This window comes from Turicibacter sp. GALT-G1 (assembly GCF_025594995.1).
GTDB lineage: Bacteria > Bacillota_I > Bacilli_A > MOL361 > Turicibacteraceae > Turicibacter > Turicibacter bilis.
This window is the reverse complement of record NZ_JAMQUS010000011.1, coordinates 1-24,953: the sequence shown is the minus strand read 5'-3', so window position 1 is coordinate 24,953 and position 24,953 is coordinate 1. Positions and strand designations below refer to the sequence as shown.

General features: G+C 32.5%; 26 protein-coding genes. 6 read left to right on the top strand and 20 right to left on the bottom strand.

From position 1 onward, the window contains the following. Positions 1-57 precede the first annotated feature (57 nt). From NEH74_RS02900 to galU, 3 genes are all read right to left on the bottom strand, one after another. Positions 58-477: a DUF3908 family protein gene (locus NEH74_RS02900; protein WP_055277653.1), complete on the bottom strand. Its 420-nt coding sequence runs from the start codon at positions 475-477 to the stop codon at positions 58-60. Positions 478-528: 51 nt separating this feature from the next. Next, a complete protein-coding gene (locus NEH74_RS02895) occupies positions 529-1,497 on the bottom strand; it encodes a hypothetical protein (RefSeq protein WP_055305058.1) in 969 nt (322 codons plus the stop codon). 122 nt (positions 1,498-1,619) lie between these two features. Beyond that, on the bottom strand, positions 1,620-2,603 hold the full coding sequence (gene galU / locus NEH74_RS02890; protein WP_055305056.1) for a UTP--glucose-1-phosphate uridylyltransferase GalU: 984 nt from the start codon (positions 2,601-2,603) through the stop codon (positions 1,620-1,622). A gap of 194 nt (positions 2,604-2,797) precedes the next feature. Here galU and NEH74_RS02885 point away from each other — a divergent pair, with 194 nt between their 5' ends. Then, positions 2,798-2,887, top strand: coding sequence for a sporulation protein YjcZ (locus tag NEH74_RS02885; RefSeq protein ID WP_082411259.1), 90 nt, complete (start codon positions 2,798-2,800; stop codon positions 2,885-2,887). Positions 2,888-2,945: 58 nt separating this feature from the next. Here the strand turns inward: NEH74_RS02885 and NEH74_RS02880 are convergent, their stop codons facing one another. The 4 genes from NEH74_RS02880 to NEH74_RS02865 all read right to left on the bottom strand — a co-directional run bounded on the left by NEH74_RS02880 (position 2,946) and on the right by NEH74_RS02865 (position 6,622). Beyond that, complete coding sequence (locus NEH74_RS02880) at positions 2,946-3,818, bottom strand: hypothetical protein (protein ID WP_070099778.1); 873 nt, start codon at positions 3,816-3,818, stop codon at positions 2,946-2,948. A gap of 163 nt (positions 3,819-3,981) precedes the next feature. After that, the gene (locus NEH74_RS02875; RefSeq protein ID WP_055305052.1) at positions 3,982-4,842 is read right to left on the bottom strand and encodes a class I SAM-dependent methyltransferase; all 861 of its coding nucleotides are present in this window, start codon (positions 4,840-4,842) and stop codon (positions 3,982-3,984) included. Between the two features lie 18 nt (positions 4,843-4,860). Then, positions 4,861-5,721, bottom strand: coding sequence for a hypothetical protein (locus tag NEH74_RS02870; protein WP_262941057.1), 861 nt, complete (start codon positions 5,719-5,721; stop codon positions 4,861-4,863). Between the two features lie 400 nt (positions 5,722-6,121). Beyond that, positions 6,122-6,622, bottom strand: a complete 501-nt coding sequence (locus NEH74_RS02865) for a lecithin retinol acyltransferase family protein (RefSeq protein ID WP_055276995.1) — start codon at positions 6,620-6,622, stop codon at positions 6,122-6,124. Positions 6,623-6,773: 151 nt separating this feature from the next. On the opposite strand from NEH74_RS02865, the gene NEH74_RS02860 reads away from it, so the two are divergent. Beyond that, a complete protein-coding gene (locus tag NEH74_RS02860) occupies positions 6,774-7,061 on the top strand; it encodes a hypothetical protein (RefSeq protein ID WP_055242438.1) in 288 nt (95 codons plus the stop codon). 89 nt (positions 7,062-7,150) lie between these two features. Here the strand turns inward: NEH74_RS02860 and NEH74_RS02855 are convergent, their stop codons facing one another. Beyond that, positions 7,151-7,933, bottom strand: coding sequence for a tyrosine-protein phosphatase (locus NEH74_RS02855; protein ID WP_055305048.1), 783 nt, complete (start codon positions 7,931-7,933; stop codon positions 7,151-7,153). A 178-nt stretch (positions 7,934-8,111) separates the two neighbouring features. Between NEH74_RS02855 and NEH74_RS02850 the strand changes: the two genes are divergently transcribed. Both NEH74_RS02850 and NEH74_RS02845 read left to right on the top strand, forming a co-directional pair. Then, the gene (locus tag NEH74_RS02850; protein WP_082411238.1) at positions 8,112-8,363 is read left to right on the top strand and encodes a hypothetical protein; all 252 of its coding nucleotides are present in this window, start codon (positions 8,112-8,114) and stop codon (positions 8,361-8,363) included. A gap of 116 nt (positions 8,364-8,479) precedes the next feature. Then, a complete protein-coding gene (locus tag NEH74_RS02845) occupies positions 8,480-9,052 on the top strand; it encodes a hypothetical protein (RefSeq protein WP_055242433.1) in 573 nt (190 codons plus the stop codon). Positions 9,053-9,086: 34 nt separating this feature from the next. On the opposite strand, the gene NEH74_RS02840 is transcribed toward NEH74_RS02845, so the two are convergent. From NEH74_RS02840 to NEH74_RS02815, 6 genes are all read right to left on the bottom strand, one after another. Beyond that, positions 9,087-9,647, bottom strand: a complete 561-nt coding sequence (locus tag NEH74_RS02840) for a class D sortase (protein ID WP_055305045.1) — start codon at positions 9,645-9,647, stop codon at positions 9,087-9,089. Between the two features lie 53 nt (positions 9,648-9,700). Then, a complete protein-coding gene (locus tag NEH74_RS02835) occupies positions 9,701-11,356 on the bottom strand; it encodes a hypothetical protein (RefSeq protein ID WP_055305043.1) in 1,656 nt (551 codons plus the stop codon). Positions 11,357-12,061: 705 nt separating this feature from the next. Next, positions 12,062-13,036, bottom strand: a complete 975-nt coding sequence (locus NEH74_RS02830) for a siderophore ABC transporter substrate-binding protein (protein WP_055305041.1) — start codon at positions 13,034-13,036, stop codon at positions 12,062-12,064. 37 nt (positions 13,037-13,073) lie between these two features. Beyond that, positions 13,074-13,829: an ABC transporter ATP-binding protein gene (locus NEH74_RS02825; protein ID WP_055305039.1), complete on the bottom strand. Its 756-nt coding sequence runs from the start codon at positions 13,827-13,829 to the stop codon at positions 13,074-13,076. Further along, the gene (locus NEH74_RS02820) at positions 13,826-14,776 is read right to left on the bottom strand and encodes an iron chelate uptake ABC transporter family permease subunit (protein ID WP_055277008.1); all 951 of its coding nucleotides are present in this window, start codon (positions 14,774-14,776) and stop codon (positions 13,826-13,828) included. The genes NEH74_RS02825 and NEH74_RS02820 overlap by 4 nt, the downstream gene beginning before the upstream one ends. Beyond that, positions 14,763-15,719, bottom strand: a complete 957-nt coding sequence (locus NEH74_RS02815) for an ABC transporter permease (protein ID WP_055277010.1) — start codon at positions 15,717-15,719, stop codon at positions 14,763-14,765. Before NEH74_RS02815 ends, NEH74_RS02820 begins: the two co-directional genes overlap by 14 nt. Positions 15,720-15,917: 198 nt before the next feature. Between NEH74_RS02815 and NEH74_RS02810 the strand changes: the two genes are divergently transcribed. Then, positions 15,918-16,289 (top strand): helix-turn-helix domain-containing protein, encoded by a 372-nt coding sequence (locus NEH74_RS02810; RefSeq protein WP_055305037.1) that lies wholly within the window; start codon positions 15,918-15,920, stop codon positions 16,287-16,289. A gap of 29 nt (positions 16,290-16,318) precedes the next feature. Here NEH74_RS02810 and NEH74_RS02805 read toward each other — a convergent pair whose 3' ends face one another. Continuing rightward, positions 16,319-17,602: an alkaline phosphatase family protein gene (locus NEH74_RS02805; protein WP_055305035.1), complete on the bottom strand. Its 1,284-nt coding sequence runs from the start codon at positions 17,600-17,602 to the stop codon at positions 16,319-16,321. 166 nt (positions 17,603-17,768) lie between these two features. On the opposite strand from NEH74_RS02805, the gene NEH74_RS02800 reads away from it, so the two are divergent. After that, entirely contained in the window at positions 17,769-17,945 is a 177-nt protein-coding gene (locus tag NEH74_RS02800) for a hypothetical protein (protein ID WP_156343902.1), read from the top strand. A gap of 44 nt (positions 17,946-17,989) precedes the next feature. Here NEH74_RS02800 and NEH74_RS02795 read toward each other — a convergent pair whose 3' ends face one another. From NEH74_RS02795 to tilS, 5 genes are all read right to left on the bottom strand, one after another. Further along, the gene (locus NEH74_RS02795; RefSeq protein ID WP_262941056.1) at positions 17,990-18,292 is read right to left on the bottom strand and encodes a CAAX protease family protein; all 303 of its coding nucleotides are present in this window, start codon (positions 18,290-18,292) and stop codon (positions 17,990-17,992) included. A gap of 16 nt (positions 18,293-18,308) precedes the next feature. Further along, positions 18,309-19,178, bottom strand: a complete 870-nt coding sequence (hslO, locus tag NEH74_RS02790) for an Hsp33 family molecular chaperone HslO (RefSeq protein ID WP_055277014.1) — start codon at positions 19,176-19,178, stop codon at positions 18,309-18,311. Positions 19,179-19,807: 629 nt separating this feature from the next. Further along, positions 19,808-21,841: an ATP-dependent zinc metalloprotease FtsH gene (gene ftsH, locus NEH74_RS02785; RefSeq protein WP_055242410.1), complete on the bottom strand. Its 2,034-nt coding sequence runs from the start codon at positions 21,839-21,841 to the stop codon at positions 19,808-19,810. A 15-nt stretch (positions 21,842-21,856) separates the two neighbouring features. Continuing rightward, positions 21,857-22,396, bottom strand: a complete 540-nt coding sequence (gene hpt, locus NEH74_RS02780; protein WP_055242408.1) for a hypoxanthine phosphoribosyltransferase — start codon at positions 22,394-22,396, stop codon at positions 21,857-21,859. Then, the gene (tilS, locus tag NEH74_RS02775; RefSeq protein ID WP_055305033.1) at positions 22,389-23,768 is read right to left on the bottom strand and encodes a tRNA lysidine(34) synthetase TilS; all 1,380 of its coding nucleotides are present in this window, start codon (positions 23,766-23,768) and stop codon (positions 22,389-22,391) included. The genes hpt and tilS overlap by 8 nt, the downstream gene beginning before the upstream one ends. Positions 23,769-24,953 lie beyond the last annotated feature (1,185 nt).

The window sequence follows — 24,953 nt, the reverse complement described above, 5'->3', positions numbered from 1 at the left end:
TTAATCTGCTATCAGTCACACACAAAAAGGACTCGCTTTCTCCTATTTTTTTGTTCATTAATATTTTTCTTGTAAATATCTACAAATCAGTACAAGCTGTGAATTAAATTCTTTTACATACGGTAATGTCGTATCTTTTTTCGGTTGAAAGCAGATAATTTCATCATCAGCAAATGATAAGATTAATCGGTGACAATTCTCAGCTAATTGGTACTCACTTTTCACAAGATAACGAAGACTTCGTGTAACTACGCGAATCACTTCTAAATCATAAGTAATCGTGATGAGTTGATAGGTTGGCGTAAAAATATAAAGAATCAAATCCTCATCACGACAGTATAAGTTTTTAGGATAGACGAGGATTTCATTATCTAAAATAAGGATTTCATCTAAAGCTTTTAACATATAAATAAGCGCAATCGATTGTGAATCAATATAACGCATTGAACTTTCTCTTAACTGGCTAATCGTAATCATAAAAAAACTCCCTTCACAACAACATATGTCGAAAAGGGAGTAGACATGCTTTTATTCAGTGATTCGTAATAAGTAATTATAAATAGCAAGCTGATCTTGATTTACAGGGCTCAGCTTTGGTTCTTTTAAGGTACATGGAACATGAACCACATCTCGAATGAATTTCATTCGTTTTTGAGCGACTTTTTCATAAAATTCTTTTTTATCTTTCGTTCTTAAATAGTTTTTTAATGGTAAGCTTAATTGCTCCAGTTGTGGATATTGATCATAATACAATGCCACTAAGTCAATCGTCGCTACATTTGCACGATCGTACTTCATGGTTTTAGGATTCAATAACTGAGTGTAGTAGTAACTTAGCTCTGTCATAATAGTAACATCTTGTCCATCTTTAGCTAATCGTTTCGTAGATTGGCTGGCATACTTTTGACTGTGTAAACTATGTCTTAAATGACTCGATTCTGCAAAATGTGTATTGATAACATCTTGTGCCATTAACCAATTATAAACACTATAAAAGTTGGCTAATTCTAGATGCCCCAGTTTTGCTAACGTTACAGAAATTCGATTTCTCAAATGACATCTAGCCTTAGCATCCTCCTCATTATGATATAAAAAAACATAAACTTTTAATCGCAATTCAAGTGGTAAATAATCGAGTGGTGTCTTCGGATAAACCCTGAATTTTCCCTGATAAATCCATGCAATTCGCTGAGTTAAGAACTTATTTAAGGTATCCGTTTCTAATCTTGCATCTTGAAGAACATTTTGAAACGATGAATTAAAATATGACTCTAACCGATTGAGCTTTGATTTTGCTAATGAGACATACCAATCAGGTAACGTTTCAGATGCTTTTAACATCTGATAAACATATAAATATTTAATATTCAATAAATAACCTTTGCTTCCTATATCATTACTTGCTTTTTTAAATGGATTCAATAATGTAATATCAGGGTCATGTTGATAACTATCTAATAACTTCTCAGCTTTATAAATAGATTTTTTAAATTTCATATTTCTCACCCCACCTATATCAATTAAACTTTTAGGTTCCTATTACATTATATGCACGATGATGTCTATTTTTGTTAATGCTTTCCGAAAACATAAAAAAAGAAGGGAGGACTTCCCTTCTTCTATTCCACCGATAATTCTGTTTTTTCTTCAGAAACTTCTTCTTCAGTCACTAGCTCAATTGCTTCTTGTTCTGTTTCTAATTCTGCTTTTAAACGTGGTGCAATATCATTTAATAAATAATGACGAACTTGTTTTCCTAAATCTTCACGATTCAAAGCAAAATCAATTGTTGCTTTGATAAATCCAAACTTATCCCCAACATCATAACGTTGACCTTCAAAGTCATAAGCATACACAGCTTGACGATCCATTAAACGGTCAATTGCATCTGTTAATTGAATCTCTCCTCCAGCACCAGGCTCTTGATTTTCTAACATTTCAAAAATCTCTGGTGTTAAGACATAACGTCCCATTACCGCTAAATCAGATGGCGCGTCTTCTACCTTTGGTTTCTCAACCATGCCTGTTAACTTCACCATACGACCATTTTCGGTTGGTGTATGAGACTGAGATGGACGGACAATTCCATATTTCGACACCTCTTCATGGGGTACACGTTGAACTCCCATAATTGAGCATCCAATTTTATTATAAGCTTGAACTAATTGACGCGTAGCTGGATTTTCATCATTAACAACAACGTCGTCACCTAATAAAACGACAAACGGTTCATCTTTAATAAATGTTTTTGCGCATAAAATTGCATGCCCTAATCCTTTGGCTTCTTTTTGGCGCACATAATGAATTTGAGCTAAGTTAGAAATTCCTTGAACCATTTCTAACATATCCGTTTTTCCTTTTTTATCTAATGTATCTTCCAACTCATATGATTTATCAAAATGGTCCTCAATCGGACGTTTCATTGAACTTGTAACAATTAAAATTTCTTCAATTCCAGATGCTACAGCTTCTTCGACAATATATTGGATTGTTGGTTTATCAACAATAGGTAACATTTCTTTTGGTTGTGCTTTTGTTGCAGGTAAAAAACGTGTTCCTAATCCTGCTGCTGGAATAACTGCCTTTCTCACCGGTTTACGCATGATTTCATCTCCATTTCACTTTTAACCGCTTTTTCTAAAGCAATTATATCATAATTTATTCTTACACATTGTAAAATTATTATAGAGATTTAAATTGATGAAATTTCTTATGTATCTTACTCACCAATCCTCACCAAATTCATAAATTAAATTAGGTAGTAAATCTACCGATCACTTAAGTGGGGTGAATATTTATGTTTGGAAATGGAAATTCTTGTTGTTTTATCTTAGTTTTATTTATTTTATTGGCAATTATCGCATGCTGCTGTAATGGTGGATTCTAAGCCGATAAAATTCAGTTATAAAAGTGATAAAGGACTCGTTTAATAGAGTCCTTTTTTATTAATCTAATGATATTTCTTCTAATAAACGAAAGACGTCTTTATTGGTGGCATCTAAACTTAATATTTGTTCAATATATTTCTTTGCCACGATTTCATCTCCAATTTTATGAGATTCCTGCACTAATATCAGATAACGTTCGATATTCGTCTTTATTAACTCATCTTTTAGTTGTAAGACGTACTCTTTTTGCTCATCTGTGATGGCATATTTTAAAGCATTATCAATACTTGTAATAAATAATTGATAAAACAGTGGATCATCAAAATAAGTCAACGCCTCTGATTGAGCTTTATCAATATAGTATTTATATAAAAGGTCTTTATACTGGTCAATTTTTTCTAATGTCTCATCCACTCGGATATTATAATTTAAAGCAGATTCTAGTCTTCCAATAACAAGTAGATATAAATGTTCCTCATAATATTTTTCAACCTGTTCATAAATACTCTCAACAACCTTTTCAGCTATTTGCGGTAACTTCTCTTGTGCCCGATAATAACGTTCTTCATCAATAGAATCTACTTCATTATAGTAGTAATAGGCAGATTCATAATTTTGACTTTCTTCAGCCTGTTCCCCTCTTAAAAAATTGGATTTAGATTTAATTAACTGATTCAACCGTTCAATCTCCTGTTCTAATAATTCAGTTGGAACCAGTTCATATGCTTTCTCAAAACTAAGAAGAGCTCCTTTTAAATCATCATTATCCAGCGATACTTCAGCATTTAAAATATATTTATACATATCCACATAACGCGGAAGTTTACTAACAAATATACATCCTACCATTAGTACAGCAATAATTATTAATATCCATATACGACTTCGATTGTTTATCACCCAATGGTTCAAACGTTTTAATCTCGACATCTCTGTTGACTCCTTCACTGCAAAAGATGCGCCTAAAAAACTCATTCGCATCGATAAAACGATTTGAATGAGGAAATAATTATTTTTAATTAATCTATGTCTAGAGTACCAAAAATGCCTTAGTCATAAAAGCCTTTTATGATGACTATAAATAACCAGATTACTAAAATTGCTTTAATTGATTCTTTTTATTTTTACATTTAAATAGTCTGAATTTTCTCTTTAAAATAATGGGACCTTGTGTTTTAAACTTCATTTCAAGAAATTCATTAAATTGTTTTCCTAAATGACGCTTCACAATATAATTGATATAATTCTCATCCTCATACGATAAAAACAGAGACATACATTGCTTCACGTCACGGATTAAATGATTCGCCTCATATTCTGTCACGTCTATCTGTTCATAAAGCATTTTTAACTGCTGGTCAATATCTATCTGATGTTTTTGGTAAGGATAAATAATATTAAATTCATTACTGAACTCATTCATTAATTGATATAAGCTACTAATCAAACTTTGTTCATTTACTAAAATATAATGAATGCCGGTTGGCTTCAAAACTCGACTGGCTTCGTTTAATGATTCAATTTGTTGTTCTGCACTCTGAAGCTGAAAAGCAATTTTCGAAAAAACACGATCAAATGTATAACTTTCATAGATTAGATTAGTATATTCCATTTGACCAATAGAAATATTAATTCCTGTATCCATCAACTTTTTCTTTGTAACATTAACATTCAGTAATGACTGATCAATAATTTCAATCTCAAATCTCTCAACTTGTAGTTGGTGCGTCCATACTTCCTTCAAATATGTTCCGATATGGAGTACTTTTAAATCTTGATATAATTCAAACTTAGTATTGTTCTCTATCCAATCTGTAAATGCAGTAAGTTCTGTATCAGAATAGTACGCCATATATTTAATAAACATATTTAAAATCTTCAATTCATGATTCTCCATCATACTCACATTTCTTTTAGCTGACCTATTAAAATGCTTCTGACTTAATAAAGACACAATAACCAACCCCCAATATTAGCTATAAATTCTCTTCTGTGTACAAGAAATAACGATAACTCTCCTTATAACAGAAATTCCCCCAAGTTTTTCTATCTTGTTTTGTAAAAATGCTCTAAATTTAGAGATTCCCGATTTGAAAATTTGATTCTTAATATCTTTAAACTCTGGATCACATAAAATAAACCCAATTAAATCATCCACATTATCAACCATCCATTGAGTTTGATATTCGCTCGACTCAATCGTTGAAAAAGTACTAGCTAACAATTGTTCAACTTCTTGTATATTCGATTGGAGATGTCGTGATAGCAGTTGATTTACATATAAATTCAAGTCATATTCTTCTAATAAACGATAAATAGAGGCATAGTAATCTTCTAAGATATGTGTATAATAAAAAGTTCCATCGGCTTTAAGTACACGAATCACTTCCGATAAAAGTGACGGATGATAACAATCTAGTTTCAAATCCAAATTACTTGAATAAACTAAATCGACCGTTTGATTTTCAATATCTAATCCTTCACTGTGATGTAAGGTCATATTAACATTGGAATGTTTTTTTAAAATTCGTTTTGCTTGTAAAATATTATCGATTTTCTTATCGACTAAATATAATTTCTGAAAGAACTGCGCATATTCCAAATTATGAGTCCAATAAATTTTAGAAAAACACCCTAACTCTAGGGCAACTTCATTACCCGTTAAATTCATTTTTTTAATAGACCATTGTATAAAGCTTTCTGGATTTAGACTATATCGTTGAAACATATATACTAAATCATACTGATGCGATGGATATGGGACCATCTTTAAATTATTATTTGTGACTGAAGTTAATATCATCTTATCAATATTACAAATGGTATATGTCATATTTCCTAAATCCCCCTTTAAAACTCACACAGCTACTTCTATCCCCTACTTATAAACAATACTATCTACATAATAAAGTTGCTTATGTGGATAAATAAAAACTCGATTTTCGTCGAGTAAATCAATAGTTTGACGAAAAATAAAGAAATCTATCCACAAAATTGTGCATAACTATATTCTAACATAATGTGGAAAAAAATAAATATTTTTATTACCACTTTTTATATTATTTAAGAATTAAACGTTGATTTTTGTCTAATCTTTATCGCTTAATATAATATTTTGTCTATTTTCGAATTAAACATCTATCGATTGTCGAAAAAACGATAGCGTTTTATCCCCAGATTTGATATTTCCCTTAAATCTTCATCAAAAAAAGAGGATTATCTCCTCTTTCTGTTTATAAATCAATAGCAGATCCACTTCGACACCAACGTACAAAGTGTTCACAATTATTTGTTATCAAATGATACTTCTCTTCACCTAATCGACTTAAGGCTCGTAACATGACAACTTCCTTAGGATATTTGATGGGACTATTTACTGTAAAAATAGGCTGTCCCTTTGCAAACTCTTCTAACGATACAATACAGATATGACTAAAATCATAATGAATCACCAATCCAAAACCTAAATATAACCCATGATGGGTATACGGAGTAGGACGAAATCTTTTTACGCAAATATGATCAGCGCAATCTAGATTATATTTTGATTGAATATATTGTTGATTCATCCTAAGATTCAAATCACTATCTATTTTATTGCCAATCGTTCTCCCAATACGACTGAGTTGATCAAATGCACCATAAACCTTTGGATGCTTATCCTGAACGCTCTCCAATAAACTAGAGGGTTTTGATCCTCGATTAGAAGAATTACGTTTATTGTTATTGCTCAAGACTCTCACCGCCCTATACAATGGTTAATACAGTATATGTCAGTTGATGAAATTTGGCTCAAAAAAATGATGAGAATATCTCATAAAACACACCCTTCTAGCATATATATTGATATCAAAAAGCCCTATTAATTAAAAAAGGAGGAAGAGTATGAGATTTCAACTCGTTGATCCATCATATTGCGTTACCACTGATTTAACCTATCATAAACACGCCATCTATGAAGGCGTTCGTTCGCTTTATCCCAATGTTTCAATTAATGTCCACCGCTATTACTTCGAAATTGAAGATGAATCTTCACAAATCGTCTCTGACTTACCTTTGATTAATGAAGAAATAGCAGCTAGAGATCCCTACTTAAAATCTTTATTTAAAAATCACCCAGTTAAAACCGATAATGAAATCATTTTTTCACCTCTTTTATTTAAAAATGCGTAATCACTAACTACTCATATAAATTCAAAAAGAGCATGTAGCTCTATGACTCTAAAATTTCAGTCATTTTGATACATGCCCTTTTTATATACTTATTTTTGACGCTTTGAAAATAATGACTTCCAAAAACTCTTTTTAACAATCTCAATTGGTTGTCTCGGTTCAATTAGTTCATTTTGATAAACCTTTAATGGATTTTCAATAAATAGTTCTTTGGCTAAATTTGAATCTAACTGTGTCACCGCTTCTAATGCTTTTTGTACCTTTGGCGAACGTTTTCTCGGTGTATGCGCATCAGTGGCAATAAAGTGAATCATATGATGCTCAATTAATTTAAGTACTGTCTGTTGAACTCGTTCTCCAAAGAATCCACGAATACTTCCAACATTAGCTTGGCATAAAACACCGAGATTTAAGAATTTTAATAATAAATTCGGATCTTCCATAATCATTGGATAACGTTCTGGATGTGCCAAAATAGGTGTTAATCCCATTAATCTTAGTTCATAAAAAACATCTTCTGCATACATAGGAATATCGTTCATTGGAAACTCAATTAAAATGTACTGAGAGTTGTTTAATGTGCTGACTTCACCTTCTTGTACTAGCTTTGGTAAATCAGGTGTCATATATACTTCATGTCCTATTGATAAAGTCAAATTAATCTCTTCTTGAGCAAATCTCTCATTCATTTCAGCGACTAAAGCCTCAACTTGTGCTTTATTGTAATAGTCACTATATTGGATGTAGTGTGGCGTACAAATAATATGATGAATTCCTTCACTCACCGCAATACGCGCCATTTCTAACGTTTCTTCAATATCTTTTGATCCATCATCAATTCCCGGTAATATGTGGCAGTGTAAATCAATCATCTAATTCCTCCCCTGTCTATTCTTTTATTTATTTTATCATAATTTCTATAAAATTACTTTTTAGACATTTTGAACTATCTGTTTATTTTAATTTTTATTTAAAATGTGACTTATATCATATTTTTAATGACTGACGTTTGTTATAATGAGACTAACAATGTGAGAAAGGATGAGCCTCATGAGTGAAATGATTTCAATGAAATGTGGTTGTGAATTTGAAAACGGACAAGCTGTTGCAGATAAAGTCCGTATGAAAGGTTTTGCTGATCGTGAAATGCCTCAACCAGCAACAATTAACTGTTCTTGTGGAGAAACTTATACAAAAACAAAACTGATTGATAATTGTCCAAATTGTAAAATGACATACGCTGTGACACCATGTTCAGCAGATGATCATAAATATATTGTTCCAGCTGGAATTAATTATTAAAAATAAGCGCATTAAAGGATAAACTTTAATGCGCTTATTTTTTTACTTTTTTTGTATAGTGACTTTAAAACCGATGAATACTATATACGAACTTATTTCGAAAGGATCGTGTTAAGATGAAACGCTTATTAATGACTTTATTCATTGGTTTAGCACTTGTAGCTTGTTCAAACACTAAAACAGATACAACCGATCAAAACAATGCAAATCAGAATAATACCACTCAAAATCAAAACAACAACGATACAACTACTGATCAAACAGCTGATGCTGACGTTAAATATCTTGAAGATTTAGGATATAAAGATGTTAAAGCTGCTACTGGTACAAATGCCCATCAGACATATAAATTAAATGAAGCAACTGCAGTTGATCAAAACATCTATGGTCAATGGGTTTTTACATGGGTTGAACCAGCAGAATATGTTGAAAAAGATGTCAATGTTCAACAATATACTGCAACTAAACACAATAAAAACTATGATGTTTTCGTTATGACAGATGCTAATCAGAACGTTATTGGTGGATACTACTACGAAGCAGGTCAAACAATGAATGAAGCTAAAATCTTAGATGAAAAACATACACCACGTATCGTAAAAGATTTCGAATCAACTTGGAATCGATTATTCAACATTAACCAAACAAACTCAACTGATACAACAGATACACAAGGTCAAAATCGATAATATAAAAAAGTCCAACAATGTTGGACTTTTTTAATTATTTCGATAGAACAGCTTTAACGACATACCGTTCTGGAGTGGGCCCCATATAAATAAATGGATAACACGTGACTAAAGTAATCGTTGGTTCTTCAGCAGTATGATAGATATATGGATCTTCTGGATCAACAATTTGAATCTCACTAATCTCAAACGTTAGCGTTCCATCTAACGTTTCTACAGTAATGTTGTCACCAATTTCAACATCTTTCAGATTCCATAAAATATTTTCTCGATGTCCATATAAAACAGAATTCCCTACTTCCCCTGGCTTAACTGTGCTTTCATCTAATCCAATCCCTTGCTTTAAAATAGCATCTGTCGTTCCCATACGTATTGGAATAATGTTATCATAATCGGAAATTTTTAATGTCCCAATTACACCATCAACTAATAGCTCCTTATTGTCTACATTTGACTGTTGATGTTGAGCTTTAATCCCTTCCCACTCGTGTAATGATTCATTCACTTTTTGATTCATTTCGAAGATTGGATAAATTGCCATGACACAACATCCTACTCCAATCACAATTAATAAAATAGAAAACCATTTTCTCATCATCAATCCCCCTATAGTAAAGGAGAAGACTTTCGGCTTCTCCTTTTTATTATTTACTGATCAAAACTCAAGTTATCAAACGATACAATTGTTTTTGTTTTATTTTTAGCATCGATATACTCGATAGTCACTTGATCTCCTTCACGACTAATTGGTAATTCTGGCGAAATTGTTCCAGATCCCATTAACAGTAATTCAGGATGTTCTTTTAAAATAATTGTATAGTACGTATTTCCATCCGTTTGACTCATTCCTAAACGGTCAATTGTAGCCGTAATTGTTTTATGCTCACCTGATGAAATATCAGAGAAGTTTCCTTGTCCACCGAAGACTAACTTCGTATAATTTGCACGAGCTTCATCCAGTGTTTCACCCGTTCCAACTTTAGAATAATCTTTAACATTAACAAATGCATATTGTTTAACTAATCCTTGATTATCTTTTAACGTCATGAAATAAGTTGGCTCATTTTCAACATTTAATAGTAATGGGAAACTTGATTGATATCCTAAATGCTGAACTTTCCCTTCTGCTGATTTCATTGCAGCTGTTTCAGTTGCTCCAGCAATTTTATAGAATGTTGTTTCTTTCGTACGTGTATTTGATAACATAAATCCAACCGTCGATTCATCTGAACCTGCTGATGTCATCCCTGTATAGAAATACCAATCACCGTCAATGTACATATAATTTGTCCCATGTGTTGTTTGAATAATTCCTTTTTTCGCAAATAATGTATTGATAAATCCGTTTGTATACCATCCCCAATCATTAATTTGATTAATCACAAATGATTGCGGTTGGATACGATCAATCCATTTTGGAGCATCTTCAACTGAATACTTCGCAGTTTCACCTGTTTGAGCATCGACTACAACAACACCTGTCGCATCAGCCCCACCGTGAATTCCAACTTTTTTCGTATAAGTTGTTACCACCCAATATGGACGACCATTATCGTCTAATTCAAATGAATAGTCCGTTAATCCTTCAAACATATTTCCTTCGAAATAAACTTTACGTCTAATATCATCATTAAAATAAGCTGATGGTAAATATTTTAATTTAATAGGATTTCCTTCGGCATCTTGTTGGACTAAACGTACATCTTGAGCATCTGTTGCAGAAACCATAATATATCCTGGTGTTCCTTCACGATTTGTAAACCATTTAATAATATCCACATGCTCAAGTGGAGCAACCCAGAATAATTCATCATTCATACTAATTAACGTATAATCGCCAACATAAACTTGCGATCCCAGTCCAACATCTTCTCCTAATTTCTTATCTCCTAGGCGACGAGCATAAGCCTCATCTACTGTTGGAATTTTTGATAAATCAACCATCGGAATGTCTTCTGTGAAATCCTTTGTTTCGATGTCTCCGATTAAATCATGATATTGCTGACTTAAAAGGATTGGCGTAGATGAAACTTGATACCCAATATAAATCACAAACAATGTGATAACACACAATTTGATTGTCTTACCTGGAAAATGAATCGGTTGACCTTTGGATAAATCTTGAAAAATATAACGAACATCTTCATAGAAATAAGCGATAATCGCAATGACTAATAATGCAAAAAATAAATTAAATCCCTCTTCAAATCGAATATTTAGAGGTACTAGTAATACGTAGTCCGCTATTAAAAATAAAATAATCAACGGAACAATGGTTACTAAAATATTTTTTAACCTTTTCATTCTACTCACTCCATTAATCTCTCTTCGAGTTCCATATCATTTAATGAGGCTATTATACCAAATAGTCCAATCTAATACCATAGTTTAAAATAAATCTGCCTACCAATTAAAATGGCTCTTTTCACACTCAAAAGATATGAGAAATATACAGCTTAATTCACCTAATATTTTACATACTTATACTAATCAGCTAATAAAGACTTACAACATTCTGCCGAAAATTCTATTCTCTTGTGGATTCTTTTTATCATTTAAAATTACTTTTCTATTCTATAAAAAAAGCTCTGACAACTGTCAGAGCTTATTAAGAAATCGATTATTAAGATAGTATGAGAATTTGAAGTTTTTTAAATCTGCGCTGCAAATCATAGATTTAAAGTTAGTCTTATTTTATTTGAGGAGTACAAAACTAATCTATAGGGAATATGTACCGAAATAATCGGTTATTCAAATTCACATTTTAGTGGTAATAATAAGCCTAATCTCATGACTGATTAGATTCATTATACTATCTCAAATTTCTTAACAGATTCTATTATACTACAAAATTTTGTATTTTTGTGAAAAAACACGAAAACTTTGTGATTTTTTATACTTTTATTTTTTTTACTTCTATTATCCTATGACAGGCAGGGTATTATAATAAGCAATTTACGGTGCATGTGATAAAAATAGGGTGATTATAATCACCCTATTTTTATTAAATTACTGTTGAATAGCTGTTGAAACTTCATCAACCATTTTTAGTGTAGATGTAAATCCACCAGTTGCTGTGTACCAAACTGCTGCATCTAAGTAAATAATATTACCATTTTTAGCTGCATCTGTTGAATTGATTAATTCGTTATTTAATGTTCCTTGTGCTGATGCTTCTCCACCAACAACTGCACCGCGATCAACAACGAATAAGTAATCCGGATTTAAGTCAGCGATATATTCAAATGAAACTTTAGCGCCGTGTTGTCCAGCTGACTCGATGTTTTCATCTGCTTCACCAAATCCAAAGCTATTATGAATAATACCAAAACGAGAAGACGCTCCGTATGCACTAACAGATCCTTCATTCGTTAAAACAACTAATGCATTTGATCCTTGAGCCGTTACTTCTTTATTTAAAGCTTCAATTTTTTCATTAACTTCTTCTAATCCTTTTTTCACAACCTCTTCTTTATTAAAGATCTCTCCTAATACTGTCATATTTTCTTCAAAAGATTGTAAATAATTATCGTTATCAATTGCCATGTAAATAGTAGGAGCAATTTCATTTAGTTCTTCATAATAATCTGATTGACGACCAGAAATGATGATTAAATCTGGATTCATTTCATAAACTGCCTCTAAATCTGGTTCTTTTAACCCCCCTGCATTTTGGTATTCATCTGATTCAAATTTTGATAAATGGGCTGGTAATGAAGTGGATTGTGGTACCCCTATCACTTCTACTCCTATATAATCTAATGCATCTAAAACACCTAAATCGAAAACAACAACATTTTTAGGTTCTTCATTCACCGTTGTTTCACCATATTCATGAGTAACTGTGACTGTTTTTGGTTCTTCTGCTTCTCCTCCACCTTGTGTAGTTTCATTACCTGCTGATGTTTGAGCACATGCTGTTAAAGCAACTAACCCTGCTAATACCGCTGAAGTTGATACTAATTTTTTTAATCCTTTTTTCATTTTCTTCTCCACCTTTATTTTATATTTTCAACTAAGTTTAGTAATACACACAGATTTTTTTGTCATTGATTTCTTGAACATTAAAATCCATGTCATATAACTTACTTAATGTTGATGCCTGCATAATTTCATCCACTGTTCCTGTCACCGCGATCTCACCATCTTGTAGGGCGATAATTTCATCTGAATAACAAGAAGCAAAATTAATATCATGAATAACAATCACAACGGTTTTACCTAATTCATCCGTAATTCGGCGTAGCATCTTCATAATCTGAACGCTATGTTTCATATCTAGATTATTTAATGGTTCATCTAAGAAGATATAATCCGTGTCTTGAGCTAAAACCATTCCAATAAAAGCACGTTGTCGTTGCCCTCCACTTAATTCATCTAAGAATTTATGTTGAATATCTTCTAGTTGCATATAGGCTAATGCCTCATCAATCTTAACCTGATCTTCTGCTGTTAGATTTCCTTGACTATGTGGGAAACGTCCAAAGGCAACTAAGTCACGAATGGTTAAACGAACATTTAAGTGATTACTTTGTTTTAAGATTCCCATCACTTTTGATAATTCTTTTGTGTCCCATTTAGAAATCTCTTTTCCATCGATAAATACTTCACCTGAATCTTTTTTAAGCAATCGACTCATCATGCCGAGAACAGTACTTTTTCCTGCACCATTCGGACCTATAAATGAAGTAATTTTACCACGCTTGATTTGGAAAGAAACATTATTCACGACTGCTTTAGAACCATATTTTTTTGAAATATTTTTAACCTCAATCATAAACGTTCCTCCTTCAATAAGATATAAATAAAGTAAAGTCCACCGACGAAGTTAATAATAACCCCTATGGTTGTATTAAATTGGAATACTCGTTCGACTAAGAACTGCCCTCCAATTAAAGCTAATAAGCTAAGTAAGATAGACGTTGGAATGACGATACTATGACGATAATCTTTAATCATTTGATAAGCTAAATTCGTGACTAAAATCCCTAAGAAAGTAATAGGCCCTACTAAAGCTGTAGAAACAGAAACCAAGATGGCTACAGCAACAAGCATTTTTCTAACCATTCGGTCATAATCAATCCCTAAATTAATAGCCTGTTCTTTTCCCAAAGCTATAACATCTAACTTTTTAGCATCTTTTAAAACCCAAAATAGAGTAAGTCCCATCGTAATAGTTGAGATACCCAATAAGGAGGACTTAACATTGTTGAAACTTGCAAACATCTTATTTTGAACAATTAAGAACTCATTTGGATCCATGACCATTTGCATAAATGATGATAAACTACTAAACAATGTTCCAAAAATCATTCCAATCATTAATAAGAAGAATAAATTTGTATTTTCTCTTCTAAACATCATTTTAAATAAGAATAATGAGAAGACAATCATTAATCCTCCTGCAATCAAGAAGTTTAAGTTTGATCCCATTAAAGCGACATTCAATGATCCTAAAGAAAAGACAATTAATGTTTGAAATAAATTATAAAGTGAATCTAATCCTAATACACTTGGTGTTAAAATTCGATTATTTGTAACTGTCTGGAAAATAACTGATGAAACAGCGACTCCACTTCCTGTCATTGCAATTGCAATTAATTTTGGTATACGTCTTGATAAGGCGTATTGATAAGAGTTGGGGTTCAATCCATAAACTAAGAATAAAACACTACATACTACTACTAATAGGAATAGGATATATAAAACTTTATGCCGACGCATTTGAATCCCTCCTCATCAACATGTATAAGAAAATGACACTTCCGATAATTCCAACAGTTAATCCAATCGATACTTCATACGGATAAATGACTAAGCGTCCAATCACATCACAAATCAGTAAGAATACTGCTCCTAGTAATGCAGTATGTCCTAAACTATGTTTTAAGTTATCGCCTAAGTACATCGATACAATATTTGGAACAATTAATCCGATAAACGGAATCGATCCAATGGTAATAATGATGACCGATGTAATTAAAGCGACAATCGTTAATCCTACATTGACAATCCATTTATGATTAAGCCCTAGATTAGTTGAAAAATCTTCTCCCATCCCAGCAATCGTAAATTTATTGGCATATAAGAAAGCGACAACAACAAGAGGAATACTTAAATAAAGTAACTCATAATTTCCTTTCATGATGTTCGTGAAATCTCCCTGTGCCCAAGAAGAAATATTTTGTACAAGATCAAACTGATAAGCAATAAAGCTTGTGATCGAATTGACGACATTTCCAAGCATCATCCCGATTAACGGAATAAATAAGGAATTTTGAAATTTTACTTGCTTCATAATCCCCATAAATAAAAATGTTCCAAATAATGAACAAATAAAAGCAAACAGCATCTTATGGACGAGTGAAGCCCCTGCAAAGAATACCATTGCAATTAACATTCCTAACTTTGCAAAATCCATCGTTGCTGCTGTCGTTGGTGAAACAAATTTATTTCTTGTCAGCTGCTGCATAATTAAACCGCAGATACTCATTCCAATCCCAGTTACACAAACACTTAATAAACGTGGTATACGACTGACAAATAAAATATATAATTGATGACTATCGCCATTTAAAATTGCTGATAGTGTCACTTCACTGACTCCAATAAACACGGAAATGACGGATAAGATGATAAGCAAAGTTGCTAAATATCTCTTCTTCAAGTCTACCCCCTCTTTCTTTATCTTCTATATGCTATAATAACCTCAACGCAATTGATAATCGTTATCAAATTACTGATTATATTATAGCAGTTATAAAATTTAATTTCTTTGATTATATTTAGATTTTTATAACTATTTTTACGTTAGTGGTGTTTTCTGTAAATAAGCACCTTTTAATATAATGAGCGAGGTGTGGATATGAAGCAAGAAACTATAAATCAGTCTAATAAAGTAGGTTTATATGGACAGCGTGTTTACCTCTATGTAGAGCAAAATTTTGATCGTCAATTAAAACTTGAAGATGTTGCAAGCTATTTTCACTTGAATAAATGCTATTTTTGTTCTGTTTTAAAAAAAGAGTTAGGAAAGACATTTTCACAAATTGTGAATGAAGTTCGAGTTGAAAAAAGCAAAGAGCTATTAAGAGAAGGAAATCTCTCAACATTATCAATTGCTCTCTCAGTAGGATTTAATAATCAAAATTACTTTAATATGACATTTAAAAAACTAACAGGAATGACTCCTTTACAGTATCGTAAAATTGCTCATCTCAACGAAAAAGAGGCGTAAGTAACTAGTTACTTACGCCTCTTTTATTATTAATCAACTAAAATTTCTCGTAACACACGTCCATCTGCTTCAGGCATTTCAAATCCTAAAATAGCTGCACATGTTGGAGCAATATCCACAACTTTAGCAACAGAAAGCTCTTTTCCTTCTAACACTCCTGGACCACTTAAAATTAAACATGGCTGTTCCCCTTTACTTGGAATATGACCATGTGTCCCACGACTTACACGGTAATCTTCATTCATGATAGGATTTTGGTAATCCGCCATAATATTAAATCCAAATGAAGATCCTTCTTTTGCTTCTAAAACAAAGGTGAAGTTTCCATCTAAACGATATGTTTTCTTCACTTGCTCACGAGTAAAGATATGCTCAATATATAATAACTCACGATTTTCATTTAATAATTGATACACTTTATCTGTTAACTCTTGATCAGTTGGATCTTTTAAATAAACATGAGCCGAAACAGCACTTGATTGAACATAGGCTTGCCAATCTGTCATATTTCCTTCTTCATCTACTGTTAACAATCCATTTTCAATTAATAATTTATTGGCATTAACGCTCATATCAATATCTACTTGACCGTGGTCTGAACAAAATACAAATGTTGTTTGCTCGTATAATCCTTGAGCTTTTAATTCATCCACAACAATAGCTAACATATCATCTAAATACTTATAAGCATCTACTAGCTTTTCAGATAATACACCATGTGAATGACGATAATGATCTGGTAATGTCATATGCATTAATGTTAAATCTGGCTGATAGCGATTAATCACATATTTTGAAGCTAATGCAGAGAATTTATCTGTTGAATAGTAATTTGGTAATGTCCATGCTTCCGCACAGTAATCCCACATTTCTTGTGTTAAAACAGCATTTGAGTTTTTGCGAATTTCTGATTCTTGTTCTTCTTTTGGATAATGAATCCCTGCACGTTGAATAACATAGTCTACGTTAGCTCCTACTAAAGTTGGCCAACTATTAATGAATGCTGAATATCCATTTTCTTGCGCCAACTCAGGTAAAATTTGAGCTTTGTTTTGTGTACGTAATTCATACCAAGGTGCTTTATTCATTAATGGTGTGAACACTTCATTTGTAATAACACCATGCTTTTCTGGATAAGTTCCTGATACAATCGAGGCATGTGCTGTATAAGTCATTGATGGATAAACTGTTTCAACTGACTTAACAATTGATGCTTTTTCTAAAATGGGGGCGAATGTCGGTAAAGTTTTTAAAATTTCAATATCTTTACCAATCATTGCGTCTAAGGAAATTAATAATAATTTTTTCTTCATTGATTCCACTCTCTTTCTTGCTGTACTCCTCTAACTTGATGCTACAAATCACTCTATTCATTTATAATGATGACATAAATTAATTTAATTGTCCAACTTTAAGTCGCACACTCGTTATATTTAGGACGTACAATATATTAGTTAAATAGGAAATGGAGCGATATTTATGAAATTGCTTAACACACTTCTTATCATTTGCGCTTTTCTGCTCTTTTTTATTGGAATTGAAACACCTGTTTCAGTTGAACCAGATATCTCCTATCTTAAACGTTCAACAAATTTAAGAGAATTGGATTTAAGACCTAATATTGAACAGGTGATTAATCTACTTTATCCAATGTAAAATAAAAATCCATTATTTCATAATGAAATAATGGATTTTTGTTTTTAGTAACCAAAAAGAATTTTATAAATGACGTAAAACCATCCTAATAGACCATGGATAATAGCCCATAAGATGGAGTGATGAATACTAAATGAGACAACAACTGCAATCATCATTCCAAGATTATAACTTTTCCCTAAAGCAGACAGTACTCCTTTACAAAGTTGATGATGATAATCTTCACGCAATTCTGCTCTTAACTCTTCCTTCAGCTGTTTACGCCAATAATCTTTTTCCGAAGACTGGCTACCATCACTGATAACTTCTGCTTCTACAACTTCTACTTGCTCTTCATATTGTCCCATTGATTTTTATCCTTTATTATCTATTTTTTAATTCCTCTAACTCCTCAGCTGTAAATTGATAACGTTCCATACAGAAGTGACAAACTGCTTCTGCACCATTATCCTCATCAATCATTGCTTGAATTTCATCTTTACCTAAGCTCATGATTCCAGTTTCAAATTTCTCTTTTGAACATTTACATTCAAAATGAACATCATGACGATCTAAAATACGAACTTCATCTTTACCAAAAATCGCTTCTAAAATAGCTTCTGGTGTATATCCTTCATCAATCATTGTAGAAACTGGCTTGATATTAGCTAATGCTGTTTCTAATTTAGTTAGTGTTTCTTCTGTTGCACCTGGCATCACTTGAACAATGAATCCTCCTGCTGCACGAACAGAGTTATCTGGATCAACTAAAACCCCAACTCCAACTGCAGATGGTACTTGCTCAGATACTGCAAAATAATAAGTGAAATCATCACCTATTTCACCTGTTTGTAATGGAACTTGTCCTGTGAAGTAATCTTTTAATCCTAAATCTTTTGTTACTGATAATTGTCCATCTGTTCCAACAGCCATTCCAACATTTAATTTTCCTGAATTATATTGGAAATGAACCTCTGGGTTTGTTACGTATCCACGAACGATTCCTTTTGAATCTGCATCAACAATGATTGATCCGATGGGCCCGTTCCCGTTAATACGAATTGTAATTGTTTCTTCACCTTTTAATTGACTTCCCATCATCGCTGCAACTGTTAAAGTACGACCTAATGCAGCAGATGCTGTTGGCCAACATCCATGACGACGGCGCCCTTCTTCAACTAAATTCGTTGAACTAATTGCAAACGCACGAATTTGATCATCAAAGGCTAAAGCTTTTACTAAATAATCTTTCATCTATGATTCCTCCTGATTGATAGTTATTTCTTAGGAAATTAGAAACTAATATCTCGTTTATCAATTTTACACGAATGGTGTCTATTTGAAAAGTTACTTTCATTATCCATCTACTTCATTATCCCAATAACTATATGATTTTTTCCTATAGATAAAACTACACGATATATGCATATATTTTACTCTAATTTTATAAACTAATAATGGGCTATTCAACCCTTATTTTTAACGGATAGGGGGATTTTATTTGTACTATTTAAGAAATTTTTTAGCATTAGGACTTATTCTTTGTTTGATTCCACTCCTAATTTTCAGTCCAATAAATCTTCAACCCTATGAACGTTATATTTGGATAGGGATTTTATTCCTTTGGTTTATTCAACGACACCAGATTAATGACCAATGCCTAATTATCCTGAGTGCTTCCTTTCTGACTTTTCTTTTCTTATCCTGTCAGATATGGGAAATAAGTCGTCGAATTATTATTGGATTAATTTTGATTATTGGAATTCTCTTAATGATTATTATTTGTTCCCTTGATTATACGGTTATCCGTCACTTAAAACACCGAATCAAATAAAAAACCGCTCTTCATACAAGAAGCGGTTTTTTTATATTTATTCAAAAAATTATTCTTTTGTTAAATCAATGATTGGTAACTTTTCTTTCGAAACAGTTAAGGTTGATTTTAACTTATAGTTACCTTCACGAACTAACTTAAATTTAGGTTGTTTTTTATCTTCTTTTGAATCAGCTACACTATAAGCAGTTGTTTCTAACTTCCCTTTTTCAACTAACTCATCAATTTGTTCTTTAGTTAATGTTTCGTATTGTAATAATGTCTCAGCAATTAATTTTACTAAGTCTTGATTTGATAGTAAAACTTTTCGACAACGATTATAACACTCACTAATAATCTTATGAATTTCTTCATCAATTTGACGTGCTAAATGATCAGAGAAGTTTTTATCTTTATTATAGTCACGTCCTAAGAAGACATTTCCACTACGTTGTTCGTATTGGATTGGACCTAAATCACTCATCCCATACTCTGTTACCATTGCACGTGCAATCGCTGTAGCTTTTTGGAAGTCATTATGAGCTCCTGTTGTTACTTCATTAAATGTAATTTCTTCTGACACACGTCCAGCAAGTAAACCAGTAATACGGTCTAATAAATCTTGTTTTGTTTGTAAATATGTTTCCTCTTCAGGAAGCATTAAGGCATAACCACCTGCTTCACCACGCGGAATGATTGTAACTTTATGAACAACCTCAGCATTTTCAAGTTTGATACCAACAACAGCATGTCCTGCTTCATGATAAGCAACAACACGACGCTCTTTCTTCGAGAAGACTTTCGATTTTTTAGCAGGTCCCATCATAACGCGGTCTGTTGCTTCATCCACGTCTTTCATTTGAATTTGCTTACGATTATCACGAGCAGCTAATAACGCTGACTCATTTAATAAGTTCTCTAAATCTGCACCACTAAATCCTGGTGTACGACGGGCGATATCCTCTAAACGTACTTCAGGTGCTAAACGCTTATTACGAGCATGTACTCTTAAAATTGCTTCACGTCCTTTTACATCTGGACGACCAATTGTAATTTGACGGTCAAAACGTCCTGGACGTAATAAAGCTGGATCTAATACGTCTGGTCGGTTTGTTGCAGCCATAACAATAATTCCAGAGTTTGGACCGAATCCATCCATTTCAACAAGTAACTGGTTCAATGTTTGTTCACGCTCATCGTGTCCTCCACCCATACCAGCTCCACGTTGACGACCCACAGCATCAATCTCATCAATAAAGATGATACATGGTGCTGTTTTCTTAGCTGTTTGGAACATATCACGAACACGGCTTGCTCCAACCCCAACGAACATCTCAACGAAATCTGAACCTGAGATTGAATAGAATGGCACACCAGCTTCACCAGCTACGGCACGAGCAAGTAATGTTTTACCTGTACCTGGAGGCCCGACTAATAAAATACCTTTTGGTACACGAGCACCCATTTCATTATATTTAGCTGGGCTTTTTAAGAAGTCCACAACTTCTACTAACTCTTCTTTTTCTTCATCATTTCCGGCTACGTCATCAAATGAAATCCCTTCTTGTTTTGATAACTTCGCACGGCTCTTACCGAAGTCAAATGCTTTATTATTCCCGCGTTGGGCTGATCTAAACATGAACATGATAACCCCTAGGAATAATACTGTTAATACAGCATAAGATAAGAAACTCCATACCTTACCAATCGTTGGTGCTACACCATTTGTTAAGCTAACATTATGGCTAATAGCTAAGTCACTTATTTTATCATAAGCAGTATCAGCTACAATGATTGTATAAGGAGTTTCCTTCCCATTAACTTTCATCTTACCTGAAATAGTCCATAAGTTTTTATTATCTTCTCCATCGATTGGACGAGCATCCATTGAAAGGACATTCTCGTTTTCAATTTGTGTAACAAATTCATTATATGTTGGTTCTTCAATAACTGTTTGTTCCGGTTCAATAAATATAAATCCATATAATCCTAAAACAATAATAAATAGAATGAAGTAGATTCCAATACTTTGTGGACCTTTTTTATTAAAACTACTTTTCTTTTTAATGCTATTAATCTTATCCTTTGGATTAATTGGCGGCATTTTCGCACCTCTTTCTTAATTCATATAGACTTCTTCTTTAAGAATACCTACATATGGTAAATTACGATAATACTCATCATAATCTAATCCGTATCCTACAACGAATGCTTTTGGAATATTAAATCCAATATATTTAGGTTCCATGACAACGACGCGTCCTTCTGGTTTATCTAACATTGTTACCACCTCAACTGAAGCTGCTCCACGATGTTTTAATAACGCAATCACTTTATCTAATGTGAACCCTGTATCTACGATATCCTCAACAATGATGATATGACGATTTTCCACTGAAGTATCTAAGTCTTTTAAAATTTTAACTTGTCCAGAAGAAGTTGTTCCCCCGTGATAGCTAGAAACATCCATAAATTCGATTTGAACTGGAATGTTCATGTGTTTCATTAAATCTCCGATAAAAGGAATTGATCCTTTTAATAAACCTAATAAAATTGGTTTTTTATCCGCATAGTCGATTTCTAATTGTTTTGCTAATTCTGCTGCTTTGGCCTCAATTTGCTCAGTTGTAAATAAAATTTCTTTAATATCGTTATGCATCTTTTTCATTCCCTCCACGGTGGCAATAATCAATTGTAATTACATGACCTTTTACTTGTCGATGACAAAGCGCTGACTTTTTTAAAAGCGGGATCCAAATGATTTGATCATTGGCATCTGTTACAATAGGCCAAGAATCTCTTAGTACCCTAGGAATCTTATTTTCAATCATAATTTCCTTTACTTTTTTAGATCCATAATCATTCATTAACTGAATACGATCGCCTGGTCTACGCGTTCTAACTTTTAAAGGTAATTCTATTTCATTATAACACAAATGAACTTTATTAATGCAAGATTTTTCCGTTTTTTCATCGACTTTGTTCTCACTTACTTTAATCACAGAACCAATGGGTAAAACTGTCCTTGTATCAAATGATAGAACCACTTCATAGTCATGCTCCAATAGAGGTATTGTAGAGAATTTTACTACATCATATGCGATTATACAACTGATTTGATGTGGTAAGGTTAACATTAAATTAGGCTTCGGATTTTTAATAAGTTTTTGAATTTCTTCAATATGCATCGTTTGAATATCTTTGAGTGTAAACTTCTGTAAAATCCGTTTAATAAGACGTCTCATTAAACTTGGAGGTAATTCTTGAAGAAAACTTCGCGAGACTTCAAAAGTTCCTTCACTTTGAAAAACATGACTCATTAATTGATCAACTTGTGCGGAAAAGTAGGCTTCATCTTCACTTAATTGCTCACTAATCATCCTTGCATGTTCATAAATAGATGGACTTTCTTTCACCAACACCGGAACAATATACTTTCTAATACGATTTCTTGTATAAACATCACTTTTATTAGATTCATCTTCCCTGAACAAGACTTGCTCTTTTTCACAATATTCATAGATTTGTTTCTTAGTAACAGCAATTAAAGGTCGAACAACTTTTAATCCTTCATTTATAGTCGTTGGTTCAATGCCAATTAAACCACTAGGAATATTTTGATATAAGAACCGATGAAGCTGAGTCTCTAGTTGATCATCTGCGTGATGTGCTGTCACTAAACATCCCGCCCCGTAATCGTTGGCTACTGACTTAAAGAACTCATAACGTTTATTTCTCGCATATTCATGAAAGTTTTCAACCTCATTCGTTTTAGGTAAGTAATAGACCTCATAGGGAAGATCATAAGCACGTGAAACTTGTTCAACTAAGATTTCATCTAACTCTGAGTTTTCTCGTTTTTTATGGTTAACATGAGCCACGATTAAACGTAGTTGATGAGTTGTAGCAAAGTGCTTCATGAAATGCAATAATGCCATCGAATCCGCACCTCCCGACACAGCTACAATAACCGAGTTGTTTTTCTCAAATAAATTGTATTTTTTTATCGTCTCTAATATAACCTTTTGCATTAAAATCTCAAACTCCTTATAACTCATAAAAAACGCTTATAATCTATTATATCCATTTTGAGGTAAAAAAAAAGTATCGCCTAAAGTTTCATACACTTTTTCCCCATTATCCAATTATAATTAAAAACGATCAGATAAAATTCTGATCGCTTTTAATTGTAATGAGCTCTATTACAATCTATAAACTTGCACAAAAGGTGCGTTACTAAAGAATATTAAACAAGATTACTTGCGCACATAATCTTATTAATTTCCTTAGCCTTAAGCATCAATTTTTATTAACAGATAAAATTACTTATTAGTGGTCCTTCATCTTAGGCGGACCTCCGAATACGGCCCTGTATCCGGTAAAAACGATATTTCTATCGTGGCATCTATTCAATTGTCTGTCCGAACACGGCTTCTCACATGGAAAAGCACTATTATACTACATTAATTTTTTGAGCCACCAGCAAACGTTGGTAGCTCTTTTTGTTTTCTTAGAATCTTTTCTTAATTTTAAATTACTTATGTATAACCACCTGGATATTTGACTATAATAAATAATCTTTGATTTATTACTTCATACATTTTTATTCTCATCCATTCTTTATGGCTCTTTCTAGAGTATGAATTCATAAGTCCTTTCATATTTTTAATCTTCGTCTTACTCAAGACTTCATTCAATTATTAAGTGATCGATCAACAAAATTGGCTCCGACCCCAATTATGAGATATTCTATCTATAAGATAGCCTCTACTTTTATAAATTCCTGTACATAAAATCAATTTCGTTTCTGATTTTTTTAAATTGTGGATAAGTTCCACTATTAATATGCCCACTCCGACTGGAACCTATTAATCAATTAACTCGCATATACATTCTTTAACTCATTTTAATCAGATTAGCTCTGACCTTAATCTGATTTTCATACCTATTTGTTACAAACTAGCTCTGAATCTGGATTTACTTACCAAACTCATACACATACTCACACATGGAAAACTTATCTCAACTCCATCCATACGTTTTACCGACTAAATCATTCATCTGATTCAATAATTAATTTTCTTACATTTTGAAACCTTAATTATCATACTACCCTACTATTAAACTTTAGCAATTTTTATTACTAACTAAACGTCTCTATATTAGCTCAACGTTTTACATATAGATCATTAAACTTCATACACACATCACACACT

Excerpts from the sequence above, each read along its gene's own strand:
- NEH74_RS02825 (WP_055305039.1), bottom strand. The coding sequence starts at position 13,829 with ATGATTGAGGTTAAAAATATTTCAAAAAAATATGGTTCTAAAGCAGTC.
- NEH74_RS02880 (WP_070099778.1), bottom strand. The coding sequence starts at position 3,818 with ATGTCGAGATTAAAACGTTTGAACCATTGGGTGATAAACAATCGAAGT.
- NEH74_RS02835 (WP_055305043.1), bottom strand. The coding sequence starts at position 11,356 with ATGAAAAGGTTAAAAAATATTTTAGTAACCATTGTTCCGTTGATTATT.
- NEH74_RS02820 (WP_055277008.1), bottom strand. The coding sequence starts at position 14,776 with ATGCGTCGGCATAAAGTTTTATATATCCTATTCCTATTAGTAGTAGTA.
- NEH74_RS02845 (WP_055242433.1), top strand. The coding sequence starts at position 8,480 with ATGAAACGCTTATTAATGACTTTATTCATTGGTTTAGCACTTGTAGCT.
- hslO (WP_055277014.1), bottom strand. The coding sequence starts at position 19,178 with ATGAAAGATTATTTAGTAAAAGCTTTAGCCTTTGATGATCAAATTCGT.
- NEH74_RS02840 (WP_055305045.1), bottom strand. The coding sequence starts at position 9,647 with ATGAGAAAATGGTTTTCTATTTTATTAATTGTGATTGGAGTAGGATGT.
- NEH74_RS02900 (WP_055277653.1), bottom strand. The coding sequence starts at position 477 with ATGATTACGATTAGCCAGTTAAGAGAAAGTTCAATGCGTTATATTGAT.
- NEH74_RS02795 (WP_262941056.1), bottom strand. The coding sequence starts at position 18,292 with ATGGGACAATATGAAGAGCAAGTAGAAGTTGTAGAAGCAGAAGTTATC.
- NEH74_RS02870 (WP_262941057.1), bottom strand. The coding sequence starts at position 5,721 with ATGACATATACCATTTGTAATATTGATAAGATGATATTAACTTCAGTC.
- tilS (WP_055305033.1), bottom strand. The coding sequence starts at position 23,768 with ATGCAAAAGGTTATATTAGAGACGATAAAAAAATACAATTTATTTGAG.
- galU (WP_055305056.1), bottom strand. The coding sequence starts at position 2,603 with ATGCGTAAACCGGTGAGAAAGGCAGTTATTCCAGCAGCAGGATTAGGA.
- NEH74_RS02800 (WP_156343902.1), top strand. The coding sequence starts at position 17,769 with ATGAAATTGCTTAACACACTTCTTATCATTTGCGCTTTTCTGCTCTTT.
- NEH74_RS02850 (WP_082411238.1), top strand. The coding sequence starts at position 8,112 with ATGAGTGAAATGATTTCAATGAAATGTGGTTGTGAATTTGAAAACGGA.
- hpt (WP_055242408.1), bottom strand. The coding sequence starts at position 22,396 with ATGCATAACGATATTAAAGAAATTTTATTTACAACTGAGCAAATTGAG.
- NEH74_RS02895 (WP_055305058.1), bottom strand. The coding sequence starts at position 1,497 with ATGAAATTTAAAAAATCTATTTATAAAGCTGAGAAGTTATTAGATAGT.
- NEH74_RS02805 (WP_055305035.1), bottom strand. The coding sequence starts at position 17,602 with ATGAAGAAAAAATTATTATTAATTTCCTTAGACGCAATGATTGGTAAA.
- NEH74_RS02830 (WP_055305041.1), bottom strand. The coding sequence starts at position 13,036 with ATGAAAAAAGGATTAAAAAAATTAGTATCAACTTCAGCGGTATTAGCA.
- ftsH (WP_055242410.1), bottom strand. The coding sequence starts at position 21,841 with ATGCCGCCAATTAATCCAAAGGATAAGATTAATAGCATTAAAAAGAAA.
- NEH74_RS02810 (WP_055305037.1), top strand. The coding sequence starts at position 15,918 with ATGAAGCAAGAAACTATAAATCAGTCTAATAAAGTAGGTTTATATGGA.
- NEH74_RS02860 (WP_055242438.1), top strand. The coding sequence starts at position 6,774 with ATGAGATTTCAACTCGTTGATCCATCATATTGCGTTACCACTGATTTA.
- NEH74_RS02885 (WP_082411259.1), top strand. The coding sequence starts at position 2,798 with ATGTTTGGAAATGGAAATTCTTGTTGTTTTATCTTAGTTTTATTTATT.
- NEH74_RS02855 (WP_055305048.1), bottom strand. The coding sequence starts at position 7,933 with ATGATTGATTTACACTGCCACATATTACCGGGAATTGATGATGGATCA.